Source organism: Lentzea sp. JNUCC 0626, assembly GCF_043632865.1.
GTDB lineage: Bacteria > Actinomycetota > Actinomycetes > Mycobacteriales > Pseudonocardiaceae > Lentzea.
On the sequence record NZ_CP171635.1, the window covers coordinates 1,041,401 to 1,056,709 of the forward strand.

Here is a 15,309-nt window from a genome sequence, read left to right on the forward strand (position 1 = left end):
GATGAGCACCCGGAGGGCCGAGCTGCTGGAGCTCGCCGCGCAGATGTTCGCCGAACGCGGCTACGGCCAGACGACGGTGAGGGACATCGCGGACGCGGCGGGCATCCTGTCCGGCAGTCTGTACCACCACTTCGACTCGAAGGAGTCGATGGTGGACGAGATCCTGCGGACGTTCCTGGACGAGCTGTTCAGCTCGTACCGGGAGATCGTCGACGCTGGTCTCGGTCCGAAGCAGACGCTGAAGGCGCTGGTGGTGGCGTCGTTCGAGTCGATCGACACCCGGCACGCGGCCGTCGCGATCTACCAGAACGAGGCCAAGCACCTCGCCGGCGTCGAGCGGTTCGCCTACATCGAGGACCGCAGCGTCGAGTTCCGCAAGCTGTGGACGGTGCTGCTGGAGGAGGGCATGAGCGCGGGCGTGTTCCGCGCCGACCTCGACGTGGACGTGGCGTACCGGTTCATCCGCGACACGGTGTGGGTGGCTGTGCGGTGGTACCGGCCGGAGGGTGACCTGGCGGCGGACGCGATCGCCGACCAGTACCTCGCGATCCTGCTCGACGGCATCGCCACGGGCCGCCGGAAGAACGCCAAGACGTAGCAAGGACCGACAAGGAGGGCCCTCGTGGCCGAGGCGTACATCATCGAGGCTGTGCGGACCCCGGCGGGCAGGCGTGGTGGCGAACTGAGCCACGTGCACCCCGCCGATCTCGGCGCGCACGTGATCACGGCGTTGCTCAACCGCGTCGACGTCGACCCGACGGACGTGGACGACGTGATCTTCGGTTGCGTGGACACCGTCGGCCCGCAGGCGGGAGACATCGCGCGGACGTCCTGGCTCGCCGCCGGATTCCCCGAGCAGGTGCCGGGCGTGACGGTCGACCGGCAGTGCGGGTCGAGCCAGCAGGCGCTGCACTTCGCGGCGCAGGCGGTGATGAGCGGCACGGCGGATGTCGTGGTCGCGGGCGGCGTGCAGAACATGTCGCAGGTGCCGATCGGCTCGGCCATGACGGCCAGTTCAGGAGTGGGCAGTCCGTTCGAGGGCTGCGAGGGCTGGCAGCACCGCTACGGCGACGAGGAGGTCAGCCAGTTCCGGGCGGCCGACCTGATCGCCGTGCGCTGGGACCTGTCGCGGCACGAGATGGAGGAGTACGCGCTGCAAAGCCACCTCCGGGCGATCACCGCGATCAAGGAGGGCCGGTTCGACCGGGAGATCGCGCCGGTGAACGGCGTCGCGGCCGACGAGTGCCCGCGCCCGGACACCAGTGCGGAGAAGATGGCGAAGCTGCCATCGTTGCGGCCCGGCGGACGGACGACGGCCGCGTTGTCGTCGCAGATCTCCGACGGCGCCTCGGCGGTGCTGGTCGTGTCGGAACAGGCGGTGCGCGAGCACAAGCTGACGCCGCGGGCGCGGGTGCACCACATCTCGGCGCGCGGGTCGGACCCGATCTACATGCTGACCGCGCCGATCCGGGCGACGAAGTACGCGCTCGACCGGGCCGGGATGTCCATTTCGGACATCGACCTGTTCGAGATCAACGAGGCGTTCGCGTCGGTCGCGATGGCGTGGGCCAAGGAGCTCAAGGTCGACCTGGGCCGGGTGAACGTCAACGGGGGAGCGCTCGCGTTGGGCCACCCGATCGGCGCGACGGGCACGAAGCTCTTCACGACGTTGCTGCACGAGCTGGAGCGGACGGGTGGCCGGTACGGGCTGCAGACGATGTGCGAGGGCGGCGGTCAGGCGAACGTGACGATCATCGAACGGCTCTGAGCCGGTCGATCGCGGTCTCGGCGTCCTTGACGATCGTCTCGATGAGTTCGGCGCAGGTGGGCAGGTCGTGGAGGATTCCCGCGACCTGACCCGACGCGAGCACACCGGCGTCGGTGCGGCCCTCGACCAGGCCTGCCCTGAGCAGCATCGGGGTGTTCGCGGCCATGATCACCTGGGACCACGTGAGGTCCTTGCCGTGCTTCATGGCCAGGCCCTCGCGGATCATCGCGCGCCAGGACAACCCGGTGTGCTGCCGGAACCTGGCCGCGTTCGTGATCGCCCTGGTGAGGCTGCTGATCTTGCCGGCCTTCTCCAGGTGCTCGACCAGATCCGAGCGCAGGACGCGGTGCGGCAGACCGTCGACGCGGGTCGTCACGACCGTGCCGTTGAGATCCCGGTGCAGGTAGGCCTGTTTCACCGCGTCCGGGACGGTGCTCTCCTGGGTGAGCAGGAACCGGGTGCCCATCGCGATGCCGGCCGCGCCGTACGCGAGCGCCGCCGCGAGGCCCCGGCCGTCGAAGAAGCCACCGGCCGCGATCACCGGGATGTCGACGGCGTCCAGCACGCTCGGGAGCAGCAACGTCGTGGCGACGCCGCCGGTGTGGCCGCCGCCCTCGCCACCCTGGACGATCACGGCGTGCGCGCCCCACTTGGCGACCTTCTCCGCGTGCCTCGCCGCCCCGATCGACGGGATCACGACGACACCCGCGTCGTTCAGCTTCGCGATCATGTCCGGTTTCGGAGCCAGTGCGAAGGAGGCGACCTTCACCTCCTCGCGGATCAGCAGGTCGATCCGTTCCGGGGCGTCGTGGGCGTCCGCGCGCAGGTTCACGCCGAACGGCGCGGACGTGCGCGACCGGGTCTCCTTGATCGCGGCTTCGAGTTCGGGGTAGGTCATGGTGGCCGAGGCGAGGATGCCGAGGCCACCGGCTTCGGCGGTCGCGGACACCAGCCTCGGCCCGGCGACCCAGCCCATCCCGGTCTGCACGACCGGGTGCCGCACGCCGACGAGGTCCGTCAGCGCGGTCCTCATGCCGGCACTTCCTTGTCCCGCTTGGCTCCGGGGTCGAGCCTGGTCCGGATCAGCTCGAGCTCCTCGTCGGTCGGGAGCCGGGTTTCGGTGACGTCCTCGGCGATCAGCTCGAACGACGTCTGCTTCTGCACCTCGTCGACCGAGACGCCGGGGTGCACCGAGACGATCCGCATCGAGTGGTCAGGGGTGTCGAAGTCGAGCACGGCGAGGTTCGTGACGACGCGGTGGACGTCGTGGAACGGCCCGGCGGCCTTGTCGTAGCCGACGCCCGACACCACGTCCACGGCCTCGACCAGCACGCGCGGGCTGTGCTTCGGCACCCAGTAGCTGGTGCGGTGGTTGACGGTGTTGCCCGGTGCACCCCGGAAACCCAGCAGCTGGCGGGTGGGTCTCGCGTGGTCGCCGATCGCGGAGATGTTCTGGTTGCCGAACCTGTCGACCTGGTTCGCGCCCATCACGACGTGCCGGCGGCCGTGCGCGACGACGTCGAACACCTTCCGGTACGGCAGCCATCCCTCCACAGTGGACTCAGGTGTGAGCAGGAACGCCTCGCCGTCGCTGAGCAGCAGGTCCGGCTCGGTGGTGAGCCGCGCCAGTCGCGCGCCGAGCGACGGGATCAGGCCCATCGGGCTGGCGAGGGTCTCCCCGGCGCCCAGGAACAGGTCGGCGCAGGCGGCGACGCAGACCTCGGCCCGCGTGATGTCGCTCATCCGAGACTTCCTTCTTGGAGACCTGGCTCTTCAGGTCGACGAGGGTACGGAATTCCTGCGAAGCAGGAGGTGATGCGGCAATCAGTCGTCAGAGTTGGACGACTGCGCTGGGGGAATGCCCTGCCGTCAACCCAAGGATCCGGGTGAGTACATTGTGGAGAATGTCCAGTGGGTCGGTGAAGCGGACGTTCCGGTACCGCTTCTACCCGTCCGAGGTGCAGGCGGAGCAGTTGTCGCGCACGTTCGGGTGTGTTCGCAAGGTCTACAACTTGGGGTTGCAGGCCCGCACCGAGGCATGGAGGCTTCGGCACGAGCGGATTGGCTACGTCGATACGTCGGCGCTGCTGACCACGTGGAAGCAGGATGAGGATCTCGCGTTCCTGAACGAGGTGTCGTGTGTGCCGTTGCAACAGGCGCTGCGGCACTTGCAGTCGGCGTTCACGAACTTCTTCGGCAAGCGAGCGAAGTATCCACGGTTCAAGTCGCGCAAGAGGTCCCGTGCGTGCGCGGAGTACACGCGTTCGGCGTTCCGGTTCCGCAATGGGCAGGTCACGTTGGCGAAGATGGCCGAGCCGCTGGAGATCGTGTGGTCGAGGCCGTTGCCACCCGGCGTGGTGCCCTCGACGGTGACCGTGTCGCGTGACGCTGCCGGTCGCTGGTTCGTGTCCCTGCTGTGCGAGGACCCGAGCGTGACAGCATTGCCCGCCGTGGATTCGGTCGTGGGGATCGATGCCGGGCTGGAGCACTTGCCGATCTTCTCGACCGGAGAGAAGATCAGTAACCCGCAGCATGAACGGCGAGACCGGGAGCGGCTGGTCCGCGCCCAGCGCGCGTTGTCGCGCAAGCAGAAGGGAAGTGACAATCAGGCCAGGGCCCGCCTGCGGGTAGCGCGGACCTATGCGCGGATCGCGGATCGGCGGCGCGATCATCTGCACAAGGTGACTACTCGGCTCGTGCGTGAGAATCAAACGCTCGTGATCGAGGATCTCGCCGTTCGCAACATGATGACCAATCACAATCTGGCCAGGGCAATCGGTGACGCTTCCTGGTCGCAGTTCCGGAGCATGCTGGAGTACAAGGCGCGATGGTACGGCCGCACCGTGATCGCGGTCGACCGTTGGTTGCCGTCCTCCAAGCTGTGCTCGGCCTGCGGCGCGCTGGCCGCGAGCCTGCCGCTGCAGAGGCGTACGTGGGTCTGTGGCTGTGGTGTGGCCCACGACCGGGACGTGAACGCGGCACGTAACATTCTGGCCGCCGGGCTGGCGGTGACGGTCTGTGGAGCCGGTGTAAGACCTCAACGGAACACTCCGGGCGGGCAGTCGGTGACGAAGCAGAAAGCCTGACGGTGTGAACCGTCGGAGTCTTCCCGTTCACGGAGAGGCGAAGTCAACCCAGGAACCTCTCGTAGAAGGCGGGCCACTGCTCCAGGTCCGCGGCGGCGTTCGCGTACTCGCGTTGCAGCGCCTCGTCCCGCGGATAGTCGGGTACGCAGCTCGTGAACCCCGCGCCACCAGGGGCTTCCACCACGCCGTCGACCATCATCCGGTTGAGCAGCAACGTCTGCGGCGCACCGTCGAACGTCTCCACGACCTGCTCGCACGAGATGTAGCGCCGGTCGGCGGCCAGGCAGAACAGGTCGTCGAAGTACGGGTCGGGGCCGAGGTACTGGGCGTTGCCGTGTTTGTCCGCACGGTTGAGGTGAACCAGCGCGACGTCGAGCTTGAGCGCCGGCATCGCGACGAGCTCCTCGCCGTCGTCGTAGGGCGACCGGACGGTCCTGAGTTCCGGCGCGTACTTCAGCACGTCCGACCCGAGACCTGCCCTGATCGGCAGGAACGGCAACCGGTGCGCGGCCGCCCGCAGCCCGGTCTGGAACATGCCCTCGTCGAGTTCGAGGACCTCGATCGCACCCGTCTCGCGCGCCCGTTTGAACCACGGGTCGTACGGGATCGTGTCGAGCGAGACGAAGCCGTAGACCAGCTTGCGCACCTTGCCCGCCGCGCACAGCAACCCGGCGTCCGGGCCGCCGTAGGTGACGACGGTGAGGTCTTTCGCTTCGGACCTCAGCAAGGCCTTGACCAGGGTCATCGGCTTGCGCCGCGAGCCCCAGCCGCCGATGCCGACGGTCATCCCGTCCTTGATCTCGCCGACGACCTCGTCAGCTGTCATTCGCTTGTCGCGCATGGTTTCCGTCCAGGAAGGCCTGCCGGGCGTGGTCCGACACACCGGTGAGGTTCAGCTCGAAGGTGAAGCCCTGCTCGAAGCGGTAGCTCTGGTGCACGCGCTGCGGGTCGATGCCGTTGATCGCCTCCTTGGCCGCGCGGATCACCGTGGTGTCCTTCTTCGCGATCTCGTTGGCGATTTCTCTTGCGGCGTCGTCGAGCTGCGCACGCGGCACGACCTCGACGACGCTGCCGTGGTGGTGCAGGGTTTGCGCGCTGACGTTGCGGGCTGTGTAGTACAGCGTCCGCATGAGGTGCTGCGGCACGAGCCTGGCCAGGTGCGTGGCCGCGCCTAGTGCCCCTCGATCGACCTCGGGCAGCCCGAACGTGGCGTCGTCGGACGCCACGATGATGTCCGCGTTGCCGACCAGCCCGACCCCGCCACCGAGGCAGAAGCCGTTCACCGCGGCGATCACCGGCACCTCGCAGTCGTACACGGCCGCGAAAGCCTTGAAGCACCCCCGGTTCGCCGCCACGAGCGCGTTGTAGCCCTCGGCGCGCTGGATCTCCTTCAGGTCGACGCCCGCGCAGAAACCGCGGTTCTCGGCCCTGAGGATCACCACTCGCGCGTCCGGGTCCTCGCCCGCCGCGGTGATCACCCTGCCCAGTTCGAACCAGCCCTGCGACGGGATGGCGTTGACCGGCGGGTAGTCGATGGTGACTTCGATGATGCCGTTTTCGGTGTGGCTGCTGGAGATTCCCATGGAGCCGCCTTCCGAACCAAGCGATTGCTTGGTAATTTAGCAGTGCCGGAGCGACCGGGGTAGGTGCATGTGGAACTGGACCTCGACGGAGCAGTGGTCCTGGTGACGGGCGGCGTGCGGGGTGTCGGTCTCGGCATCACCCGTGCGTTTCTGTCGGCAGGCGCTGTCGTCGTCACGTGTGCCCGTCGACCCGCCGAGGTCGAGGGCGCGTCGTTCTTGCCGTGTGACGTCCGGGATGCGGACCAGGTGTCCGGGCTGGTGGCCGCCGTGGTGGCGGAGCACGGGCGGTTGGACGTGGTGGTGAACAACGCGGGTGGTGCGCCGTTCGCGTTGGCGGACAAGGCTTCACCGCGCTTCCACTCGAAGATCGTCGAACTGAACCTGCTGGCGCCCTTGCTGGTGTCGCAGGCGGCGAACGCCGTCATGCAGGAGCAGGGTTCCGGGACGATCGTGAACGTCAGCAGCGTGAGCGGGCGGCGGCCGTCGCCGGGGACCGCTGCTTACGGCGCCGCGAAGGCCGGGCTGGACAGTCTGACTTCTTCCCTGGCCGTCGAGTGGGCGCCGAAGGTGCGGGTCAACGCGCTGGCCGTGGGGATGGTGCGGACGGAACAGTCGCATCTGCACTACGGCTCGGAGGCCGGGATCGAGGCCGTGGCTCGCACCGTGCCGTTGGGACGGCTGGCTTCCCCGGACGAGGTCGGTGCGTGCGCGGTGTTCCTGGCTTCACCGCTGGCCTCTTACGTGAGTGGTGCGACGTTGGTCGTGCATGGCGGGGGAGAGGCACCCGCGTTCCTGACCGCTGCCGATGAGGGGACTTCATGAGCCGGGTCGTGATCGTGACGGGCGCGGGGCGGGGTATCGGCCGGGCGCACGCGCTGGCGTTCGGCGCTTCGGGCGCACGGGTCGTGGTGAACGACCTGTCGGCCGAGGTCGCGGGCGAGGTGGCCGCGTCGATCGGGCCCACCGCGATCGTGAACACCGACGACGTGGGGACGTGGTCCGGTGCGCAGCGGTTGATCTCGGCCGCGGTGGAGGCGTTCGGCGGTCTGGACGTGCTGGTGAACAACGCCGGCATCGTGCGCGACCGGATGGTGGTGGGGTGCGGCGAGGACGAGTGGGACGAGGTCGTCCGCGTGCACCTGAAGGGGCACTTCGCGACGTTGCACCACGCCGCCGCGCATTGGCGTGCCGTGGCGAAGGCGGGCGGGGCGGTGAGCGGCCGGGTGATCAACACGTCGTCCGGGGCAGGGCTCTTCGGCAGCGTCGGTCAGGCGAACTACTCGGCGGCCAAGGCGGGCATCGCTTCGTTGACGCTGGTCGCGGCGGCGGAACTGGCTCGTTACGGCGTCACGGTCAACGCGATCGCACCCGCCGCGCGGACGCGGATGACCGAGGCGACGTTCGCGGACATGATGGCGGCGCCGGCTTCGGGGTTCGACGCGATGGCGCCGGAGAACGTGTCGCCTTTGGTGGTGTGGCTCGGCAGCGAGGAGGCCGGGGACGTTACGGGCCGGATGTTCGAGGTCGACGGCGGGCGGGTGTGCGTGGTGCACGGGTGGCAGCGCGGGCCGGAGATCGACAAGGGGGCCCGGTGGTCGCCGGACGAGCTGGGCGCGGTGGTGCGCAAGCTGGTGACGGACGATCATCCGACGCCGGTCTACGGGGCCGAGTAACTTCGATCATGTGACCCGCCTCGCCACGTACGCCACCATCTCTGCCGCCTTGGCGCGCCTGGGCGACGAGGAGCTGGCCGAGCTGCTGGAACGGGACGAGCCGGCCGGTTCGGGCATCGGCGGGCCGACCGCGTTGCTGGAGGTCGCGGGTACGAGGGTGTTCGTGAAGCGGTTGCCGCTGACCGACCTGGAGCTGCGCCTCCCCGGTTCGACGGCGAACCTCTACGACCTGCCGATGCACGCGCATTACGGGGTCGGGTTGATCGGCGCGGCGGGTTTCGGGGCGTGGCGTGAGGTCGCCGTGCACGAGATGACCACCGGCTGGGTGCTGGACGGCTCGTACGACGGCTTCCCGCTGACGTACCACTGGCGCGTCCTGCCGCACCCGGACCAGACGTTGCCCGCGGAGCTGGAGCAGGCCGTCGACTACTGGGGACCGGAGGTCGCGCCCCGCATCGAGGACCTGCGCGCGTCGACGTCGAGCATCGCGCTGTTCCTGGAGTGCTTTCCGCACAACCTGCACGACTGGCTGAACGCGTGCGACGATTTCGAGAGTGCCTGCGAGATGGTCGAACGGGAGCTGGCGGCCGGGGTGGAGTTCATGAACTCCCGCGGCCTGCTGCACTTCGACGGCCACTTCCAGAACGTCCTGACCGACGGCTCGCGCCTGTACTTCGCCGACTACGGCCTCGCGATCTCCTCGTCGTTCGAGTTGGGTGAGGAGGAGATCGCGTTCTTCGCCGAACACCAGGACTACGACCGCCACTACACCGTCACGCACCTGGTGTGGTGGTTCGCGTATCAGCTTCGGGTGGAGGGCGTGCCGCCGCGAATCGCCGCGGTGTTGCTGCGCCACAACGACGTCGCGGCGGTGATGAAGGACTTCTACCGCCGGTTCCAGCACGAGTCTCGGCGGGCGAGGTACCCGTTCAGATCCGTTCGATGATCGTGCCGGTGGCCAGCGCGCCGCCCGCGCACATGGTGATGAGCGCGGTGGAGGCGTCCCGGCGCTCCAACTCGTGCAGGGCGGTCGTGATCAGCCGGGTGCCGGTGCTGCCGACGGGGTGACCGATCGCGATCGCGCCGCCGTTGACGTTGACCCGGTCGAGGTTCGGGCGGTGCACCGACGCCCACGACAGCACGACGGACGCGAACGCCTCGTTGACCTCGAACAGGTCGATGTCGGCCATCTTCATGCCGCTGCGTTGGAGGAGTCGCGCGGTGGCGTCGACCGGGCCGTCGAGGTGGTAGTAGGGGTCCGAGCCGATCAGGCACTGGGTGACGATGCGTGCTCGTGGGGTGAGTCCGTGGGCTTGGGCGAACTCCTCGCTGACCACCATGACGGCTGAGGCGCCGTCCGAGATCTGCGACGACGTTCCGGCGGTGTGCACGCCGTCGGGGACGACCGGCTTGAGCGCGGCGAGTGCTTCGAGGCTGGTCTCCCTGAGCCCCTGGTCGGTGTCCACGAGTTCCTCGCCGACCTTCACCGGCACGACCTCGGCGGTGAACCGCCCTGCGGCCCAGGCGTTGCGCGCCCGGTTCTGCGACTGCACCCCGAACCGGTCGACCTCCTCGCGCCCGATGCCGCGGCGCTCGGCGATCCGTTCGGCGGCCACGAACTGGTTGGGCAGGTCGATCGCCCACGACTCGGGCCGCGGCATGCCGGTCTCGCCGACGTTGGAGCGCAGCGGAACCCGGCTCATCGCCTCGACCCCGCACGCGATCCCGGCGTCGATCGCCCCGGCCGCGATGAGTCCGGCGATGAGGTGCGTGGACTGCTGCGCCGATCCGCACTGGGCGTCGACGGTCATGCAGCCGGTGGTCTGCGGCAGGCCCGCGTGCAGCCACGCCGTCCTGGTGATGTTGTTCGACTGCTCGCCCGCCTGGGTGACGGTGCCACCGATGACTTGTTCGATCGTGGACGGATCAACGCCGGTCCTGTCAAGAAGTCCTCGCTGCGCCGCACCGAGGAGTTCGGCGGCGTGCAGGCCGGACAACCACCCGTTCCTCCTGCCGATGGGCGTGCGCACCGCTCCCACGATCACCGGACTGCCCACGCGAGCCTCCCAAAACTAGAACACGTTCCTGCCTGACTCCAGATTGGCCGTGTGGGGGCTTCAGCACAAGCCGCAAGCGTGTTTGAATCGGATAGAACGCGTTCCACCTAGGAGGTGCCTGTGAGCAAGCCCCGCATCCCGGAAGGCTTCGACTTCACCGACCCCGACATGTACGCGAGTCGGCTGCCGTTCGAGGAGTTCGCCGAACTGCGCCGGACCGCGCCGATCTGGTGGAACTCCATCCCCCAGGGCTCGGCGGGGTTCCCCGACGACGGCTTCTGGGTGGTGACGAAGCACCGGGACGTCAAGGAGATCTCGCGCAACAGCGAGCTGTTCTCCAGTCGCGAGAACACGGCGATCATCCGGTTCAAGGAGGACATGCCGCGCGACAACATCGAGATGCAGCGGCTGCTGTTGCTGAACATGGACCCGCCGACGCACACCAAGGTGCGCGGGATCATCTCCCGAGGCTTCACGCCTCGTGCCGTCAACTCGCTGCGGGAGGCGTTGGCCTCTCGGGCTGAGCGGATCGTGGCGGAGGCGTTGGAGAAGGGGAGTGGGGACTTCGTCTCGGACGTCGCCTGTGAGTTGCCGTTGCAGGCCATCGCAGAGTTGATCGGGATCCCGCAGGACGACCGGCGGAAGATCTTCGACTGGTCCAACCAGATGATCGCTTACGACGACCCCGAGTTCGAGATCGAGCCGTTGACCGCGGCCACCGAGTTGCTCGGGTACTCGTGGACCATGGCTGAGGATCGGCGGAAGTGTCCGCGGTCGGACATCGTGACGAAGCTGGTGCAGGCCGATGTGGACGGGGCCGGGCTGGCTTCCGAGGAGTTCGGGTTCTTCGTGTTGTTGCTGGCCGTGGCTGGGAACGAGACCACTCGGAATGCGATCACTCATGGGATGAAGGCGTTCTTCGATCATCCTGAGCAGTGGGAGTTGTTCAAGGCTTCGCGGCCGGCTACAGCTGGGGATGAGATCGTTCGGTGGGCCACGCCGGTGGTTTCGTTCCAGCGCACGGCCATGGCTGATACCTCGCTGGGTGGGGTGGAGATCAAGGCTGGGCAGCGGGTGGGGATGTTCTACTCGTCTGCCAACTTCGACGAGGAAGTCTTTGAGGCGCCGGAGAGGTTTGACATCACTCGGGATCCGAACCCGCATCTCGGGTTCGGGGGGAGTGGGGCGCACTTCTGCATCGGGGCCAACCTTGCCCGGTTGGAGATTGATCTGATCTTCAACGCCATTGCTGATGCCATGCCGGACATCCGGCAGGTTGCTGAGCCTCGGCGGTTGCGGTCGGGGTGGCTCAACGGGATCAAGGAGTTCCGGGTTCAGTACGCGTGAGGGTCACCAGGGATTGGGGCTTGACTTCGGGGCCCTTGCGAGGCGCTTCACGGACCGGAAAGGCCGGGCTGAAAAGCGCCCGGCCGAGCCACGAGTGGTAGCACCTCGCACCCAAAGTCAAGCCCCAATCCCACGCGTACGTGGCTGAGTTGCGTTGGTACGTCACCGATACCGCTTACCCGGAGCTGAGAAGAGGGACGGCTCGCCTTCGGCCTTGCGTTCGGCTGGCCTGCGTTCGACATGCAAGTGCGCCCTCCACCCGTGAGTGGAGGGCGCACTTGTGTGCGGTGTCAGGTCTCCACACGGAGCGTGGCCATGGCGCGTTCGGTTTCCCAGAAGGCGCGCATCGACTTGATCAGGCCGTCCTCGCCCACGTTGTAGACGAACACTCCTTCGGTGTCGACGCGGGCGTTGCCGGGGAGGAACGCGCTGATCGTCCCCACGTTCGCGCACTCGCTGCCTGCCGCGAACGAGTCGTGGATCGCGAACTCGAACCGCTCCACGTTGGCGATCGCGAGGTCCCAGAACGCCGCGATCGCCTCCTTGCCGTGGTGGCCCTTGCCCTCGGCGTCGAACATCGACGGCCCCACCGGGTCCTCGACGACGGCGTCCTCGGCGAACAGGGCGAGCCACTCGTCCTTCTTGCCGCTCGACACGGCTTCCATGGAACGCCAGGAGGCCACTCGGGCCGGGGTTTCGGTCTTGGACGCTGTCCAGGTCACTGCTTCTGTGGTCACGCGAGCTCTCCGATCACCTCGTCGGCGAAGCGCCGAAGTCCGTCCTTTTTGGCCTGGAGGGTGCCGTCGAAGCCGACGCCGTAGAACAGCCACGGGACGACGATCGTGTCGGTCACGCCCACCTCGGCGAGTTGTTTGTAGCCGTCGAGGCCGAAGCGGTCGATGCAGACGGCCTGGATTTCGAACGGGCGCTCGAAGGCGCCCAGGTCGTCGAGGGTGGCGATGACGGACTTGAGTTCCTCGAACTTGATCATTGCCGAGGTCCAGCCGTCGCCCACTCGGGCCGCGCGCTTCAGGGCCGCCGGGGTGTGGCCGCCCACGTAGAACGGGACCGGGGAGGTGGGGGCCGGGGACATCTGCAGGCGGTCGAAGTCGAAGTAGTCGCCGTGGTACTCGACCATGCCGCCGGCCAGTACGAGTTTGAGGATGTCGATCATCTCGTCGACGCGCGGGCCGCGGTTCTTGAACGGGACGCCGCACCACTCGAACTCCTCGGGGGACCAGCCGAGGCCCACGCCGAAGCCGAAGCGGTTGCCGGTCATGTGGGCTACGGAGCCGACCTGGCGGGCCAGGAGGAGTGGGTTGCGGGAGCCCAGTTTCAGGACCTGGGTGTAGAAGTGGATGCTCGAGGTCACGGCGCCCATGGCCGCTGCCGCTACGAACGGGTCCACCCACGGGGTGTCGGCGTTCCACATCCGGGAGCCGTCCGGGGTGTACGGGTAGTCGGCGGAGACCTTCTCGGAGAAGAAGAGGGAGTCCGGGAGCGCTATCGAGGCGTAGCCGCACTCCTCGGCGCATTGGGCCAGCTCGGTCAGTTGGTCGAGCGGGCTCATGGCGATGCCTACGGTGAACTTCACGGCTTCTCCGATCCGACTACCCACATGGCGAAGAACTGCGAGCCGCCGCCGTAGGCGTGGCCCAGTGCTACTCGCGCGCCGTCTACCTGGTGGTCTCCGGCGGTGCCCATGACCTGCATGGCGGCCTCGGCGAACCTGAGCAGACCGGAGGCGCCGATCGGGTTGGACGAGAGGACACCGCCGCTCGGGTTCACCGGGAGGCGGCCGCCGAGGGCGGTTTCGCCTGCCTCCGTGAGCTTCCAGCCCTGGCCGATGTCGGTGAAGCCCAGGTTCTCGAGCCACATCGGTTCGAACCAGGAGAACGGGACGTAGATCTCGGCCGCGTCCACTTCGGACAGCGGGTCGGTGATGCCCGCCTGCTTCCACAACGCGCGGGCGGCGTCCTGGCCTGCCTGCGGGTTGACCTGGTCGCGGCCCGCGAACGTCGTCGGCTCGGTGCGCATCGCCGTCGCGCGGATCCAGGCCGATTTGCCCGAGGTGGGTTCGGACGAGATCACCACCGCGCAGGCGCCGTCGGAGGACGGGCACGTCTCGTCGTAGCGGATCGGGTCCCACAACATGGTGGAGGCCTGGACGGACTCGACGGTGATGTCCGGTTGTTTGAGGTGCGCGTACGGGTTGAGAGCGCCGTTGCGGCGGTCCTTGGCGGCCACCATCGCGCCCACGTGTTCGGGGGCGCCCGCCCGGCGGATGTAGGAACGCACGTGCGGGGCGAAGTAGCCGCCCGCGCCCGCGTGCACCGGCATGGTGAACGGGGTGGGGACGGACAGCGCCCACATGGCGTTCGACTCGGACTGCTTCTCGAACGCCACGGCGAGCACTCGGTTGTGCACGCCGGACTGGACCAGGGACGCGGCCACGTTGCCGGTGCTGCCGCCCACCGAGCCGGCGGTGTGCACGCGCAGCAACGGTTTGCCGACGGCGCCCAGGGCGTCGGCCAGGAAGAGTTCGGGCATCATGACGCCCTCGAACAGGTCCGGTGCCTTGCCGAGGACCACGGCGTCGATGTCGGACCAGTCGACGTTCGCGTCGGCCATCGCTCGGTCGATCGCCTCGCGGCACAGGCCCGCCATCGACACGTCGAGGCGCTTGGCCGCGTGGTGCGTCTGGCCGGTGCCGACCACTGCTGCCGGTCGCATCACGCACGCCCTTCCATGACGCAGACGAGGTTCTGTTGCAGGAGGGGGCCGCCGGTGGCGTGGCCCAGGACCTTCGACGCCGTGCCGTCGTGGATGCGACGGGCGGCCTCGCCGATGCGGGCCAGGCCGGCGGAGAACATCGGGTTGCCCGCCAGGACGCCGCCGGACGGGTTGACGATCACGTCGTCGCCGAGGCCGAGGGCTTGGCGCAGCAGGATTTCCTGGTGGGTGAACGGCGCGTGCAGCTCGGCCACCTGGACGCCGCCCGCGCCCGCCGCCTTGCCTGCGGCCACCGCCGAAGGTGACGTCGTGAGGTCGCGGGTGCCGAACGACGGCGAGTCGGTGCGGTGCTCGAAGCCCGTGATCCACGCCGGGCGTTCGCACAGTTCGCGGGCGCGGTCGCCGGCGGCCAGCACGATCGTGGCCGCGCCGTCGGTGATCGGGGCGCAGTCGTGACGGCGCAACGGATCTGCGACGTAGGGCAGCGACAACAGCTCGTCGGCGTCGACCTCACCCGAGAGCTGGGCCAGTGGGTTCGAGAGAGCGGACTTTCGGCTCTGCGCGGCCACGGCGGCCATCGCGCGTTCGTCCCACAGGCCGTTCTCGATGCCCATCCGCGCCTGGATGCCCGCGAGCCCGAGGGTGTCCGGCCACAGTGGAGTGACGAGGTACGGGTCGAGCTGCATCGCCATGACGCGCCGCAACTCACCGGCGGAGGACTTGCCGAAGCCGTAGACGAGGGCGGTGTCGATCTCGCCGCAGAGCAGCTTCACCCACGCCTCGTACAACGCCCACGCGGCGTCCATCTCGACGTGCGACTCGGCGATCGGCGGGAACGCGCCGATCGCGTCGACCGCGGAGACGAACGAGAACGCGCGGCCCGCCAGGTAGTCGGAGGAGCCGGAGCACCAGAACCCTATGTCGGTCTTGGTGAGCCCGAGGCCACCGAGCACCTCGTGGAAGATCGGGACCAGCATCTCGACACCGTTGGTGGTGCCATCGGTCTCGCGCACGCAGGGCGTCTGCGCGAAGCCGACTACCGCAATGTCACGCACGCGAGCC

16 protein-coding genes are annotated in these 15,309 nt (G+C 68.3%); 7 read left to right on the top strand and 9 right to left on the bottom strand.

Annotated elements, in window-relative coordinates:
• Window position 1: 1 nt before the first annotated feature.
• Both JNUCC0626_RS04750 and JNUCC0626_RS04755 read left to right on the top strand, forming a co-directional pair.
• A complete protein-coding gene (locus JNUCC0626_RS04750; RefSeq protein WP_394618413.1) occupies window positions 2-598 on the top strand; it encodes a TetR/AcrR family transcriptional regulator in 597 nt (198 codons plus the stop codon).
• 24 nt (window positions 599-622) lie between these two features.
• Window positions 623-1,768: an acetyl-CoA C-acetyltransferase gene (locus tag JNUCC0626_RS04755; RefSeq protein ID WP_394618414.1), complete on the top strand. Its 1,146-nt coding sequence runs from the start codon at window positions 623-625 to the stop codon at window positions 1,766-1,768.
• Here the strand turns inward: JNUCC0626_RS04755 and JNUCC0626_RS04760 are convergent.
• Complete coding sequence (locus tag JNUCC0626_RS04760) at window positions 1,752-2,801, bottom strand: NAD(P)H-dependent flavin oxidoreductase (RefSeq protein WP_394618415.1); 1,050 nt, start codon at window positions 2,799-2,801, stop codon at window positions 1,752-1,754. The genes JNUCC0626_RS04755 and JNUCC0626_RS04760 overlap by 17 nt on opposite strands.
• Entirely contained in the window at window positions 2,798-3,511 is a 714-nt protein-coding gene (locus tag JNUCC0626_RS04765; protein WP_394618416.1) for a CoA-transferase subunit beta, read from the bottom strand. The genes JNUCC0626_RS04760 and JNUCC0626_RS04765 overlap by 4 nt, the downstream gene beginning before the upstream one ends.
• Before the next feature lie 176 nt (window positions 3,512-3,687).
• Here JNUCC0626_RS04765 and JNUCC0626_RS04770 point away from each other — a divergent pair, with 176 nt between their 5' ends.
• Window positions 3,688-4,854 (top strand): RNA-guided endonuclease InsQ/TnpB family protein, encoded by a 1,167-nt coding sequence (locus JNUCC0626_RS04770; protein ID WP_394618417.1) that lies wholly within the window; start codon window positions 3,688-3,690, stop codon window positions 4,852-4,854.
• Between the two features lie 43 nt (window positions 4,855-4,897).
• On the opposite strand, the gene JNUCC0626_RS04775 is transcribed toward JNUCC0626_RS04770, so the two are convergent.
• Together JNUCC0626_RS04775 and JNUCC0626_RS04780 are read right to left on the bottom strand one after the other, a co-directional pair.
• Entirely contained in the window at window positions 4,898-5,695 is a 798-nt protein-coding gene (locus JNUCC0626_RS04775; protein WP_394618418.1) for a CoA transferase subunit A, read from the bottom strand.
• Window positions 5,670-6,437, bottom strand: coding sequence for an enoyl-CoA hydratase family protein (locus tag JNUCC0626_RS04780; protein WP_394618419.1), 768 nt, complete (start codon window positions 6,435-6,437; stop codon window positions 5,670-5,672). Before JNUCC0626_RS04780 ends, JNUCC0626_RS04775 begins: the two co-directional genes overlap by 26 nt.
• Before the next feature lie 63 nt (window positions 6,438-6,500).
• Here JNUCC0626_RS04780 and JNUCC0626_RS04785 point away from each other — a divergent pair, with 63 nt between their 5' ends.
• From JNUCC0626_RS04785 to JNUCC0626_RS04795, 3 genes are read left to right on the top strand one after another with little or no spacing between them, the layout of a single operon-like run.
• Window positions 6,501-7,259 carry an SDR family oxidoreductase gene (locus tag JNUCC0626_RS04785; protein ID WP_394618420.1) on the top strand — a complete coding sequence of 253 codons (759 nt, stop codon included), beginning with the start codon at window positions 6,501-6,503 and terminating at the stop codon, window positions 7,257-7,259.
• Entirely contained in the window at window positions 7,256-8,110 is an 855-nt protein-coding gene (locus tag JNUCC0626_RS04790) for an SDR family oxidoreductase (RefSeq protein ID WP_394618421.1), read from the top strand. Before JNUCC0626_RS04785 ends, JNUCC0626_RS04790 begins: the two co-directional genes overlap by 4 nt.
• A gap of 10 nt (window positions 8,111-8,120) precedes the next feature.
• Window positions 8,121-9,056 carry a hypothetical protein gene (locus JNUCC0626_RS04795; protein ID WP_394618422.1) on the top strand — a complete coding sequence of 312 codons (936 nt, stop codon included), beginning with the start codon at window positions 8,121-8,123 and terminating at the stop codon, window positions 9,054-9,056.
• Here JNUCC0626_RS04795 and JNUCC0626_RS04800 read toward each other — a convergent pair.
• Window positions 9,040-10,167, bottom strand: a complete 1,128-nt coding sequence (locus JNUCC0626_RS04800; RefSeq protein ID WP_394618423.1) for a steroid 3-ketoacyl-CoA thiolase — start codon at window positions 10,165-10,167, stop codon at window positions 9,040-9,042. The genes JNUCC0626_RS04795 and JNUCC0626_RS04800 overlap by 17 nt on opposite strands.
• A gap of 120 nt (window positions 10,168-10,287) precedes the next feature.
• On the opposite strand from JNUCC0626_RS04800, the gene JNUCC0626_RS04805 reads away from it, so the two are divergent.
• Window positions 10,288-11,514, top strand: coding sequence for a cytochrome P450 (locus JNUCC0626_RS04805; RefSeq protein WP_394618424.1), 1,227 nt, complete (start codon window positions 10,288-10,290; stop codon window positions 11,512-11,514).
• 290 nt (window positions 11,515-11,804) lie between these two features.
• Here JNUCC0626_RS04805 and JNUCC0626_RS04810 read toward each other — a convergent pair whose 3' ends face one another.
• The 4 genes from JNUCC0626_RS04810 to JNUCC0626_RS04825 are packed head-to-tail and all read right to left on the bottom strand — an operon-like array spanning window position 11,805 to window position 15,302.
• Window positions 11,805-12,251: a nuclear transport factor 2 family protein gene (locus JNUCC0626_RS04810; protein ID WP_394618425.1), complete on the bottom strand. Its 447-nt coding sequence runs from the start codon at window positions 12,249-12,251 to the stop codon at window positions 11,805-11,807.
• Entirely contained in the window at window positions 12,248-13,108 is an 861-nt protein-coding gene (locus JNUCC0626_RS04815; protein ID WP_394618426.1) for a TIGR03619 family F420-dependent LLM class oxidoreductase, read from the bottom strand. The genes JNUCC0626_RS04810 and JNUCC0626_RS04815 overlap by 4 nt, the downstream gene beginning before the upstream one ends.
• Entirely contained in the window at window positions 13,105-14,247 is a 1,143-nt protein-coding gene (locus JNUCC0626_RS04820) for a thiolase domain-containing protein (protein ID WP_394618427.1), read from the bottom strand. Before JNUCC0626_RS04820 ends, JNUCC0626_RS04815 begins: the two co-directional genes overlap by 4 nt.
• Window positions 14,247-15,302, bottom strand: a complete 1,056-nt coding sequence (locus tag JNUCC0626_RS04825) for a thiolase domain-containing protein (RefSeq protein WP_394618428.1) — start codon at window positions 15,300-15,302, stop codon at window positions 14,247-14,249. Before JNUCC0626_RS04825 ends, JNUCC0626_RS04820 begins: the two co-directional genes overlap by 1 nt.
• Between the last annotated feature and the right edge of the window lie 7 nt (window positions 15,303-15,309).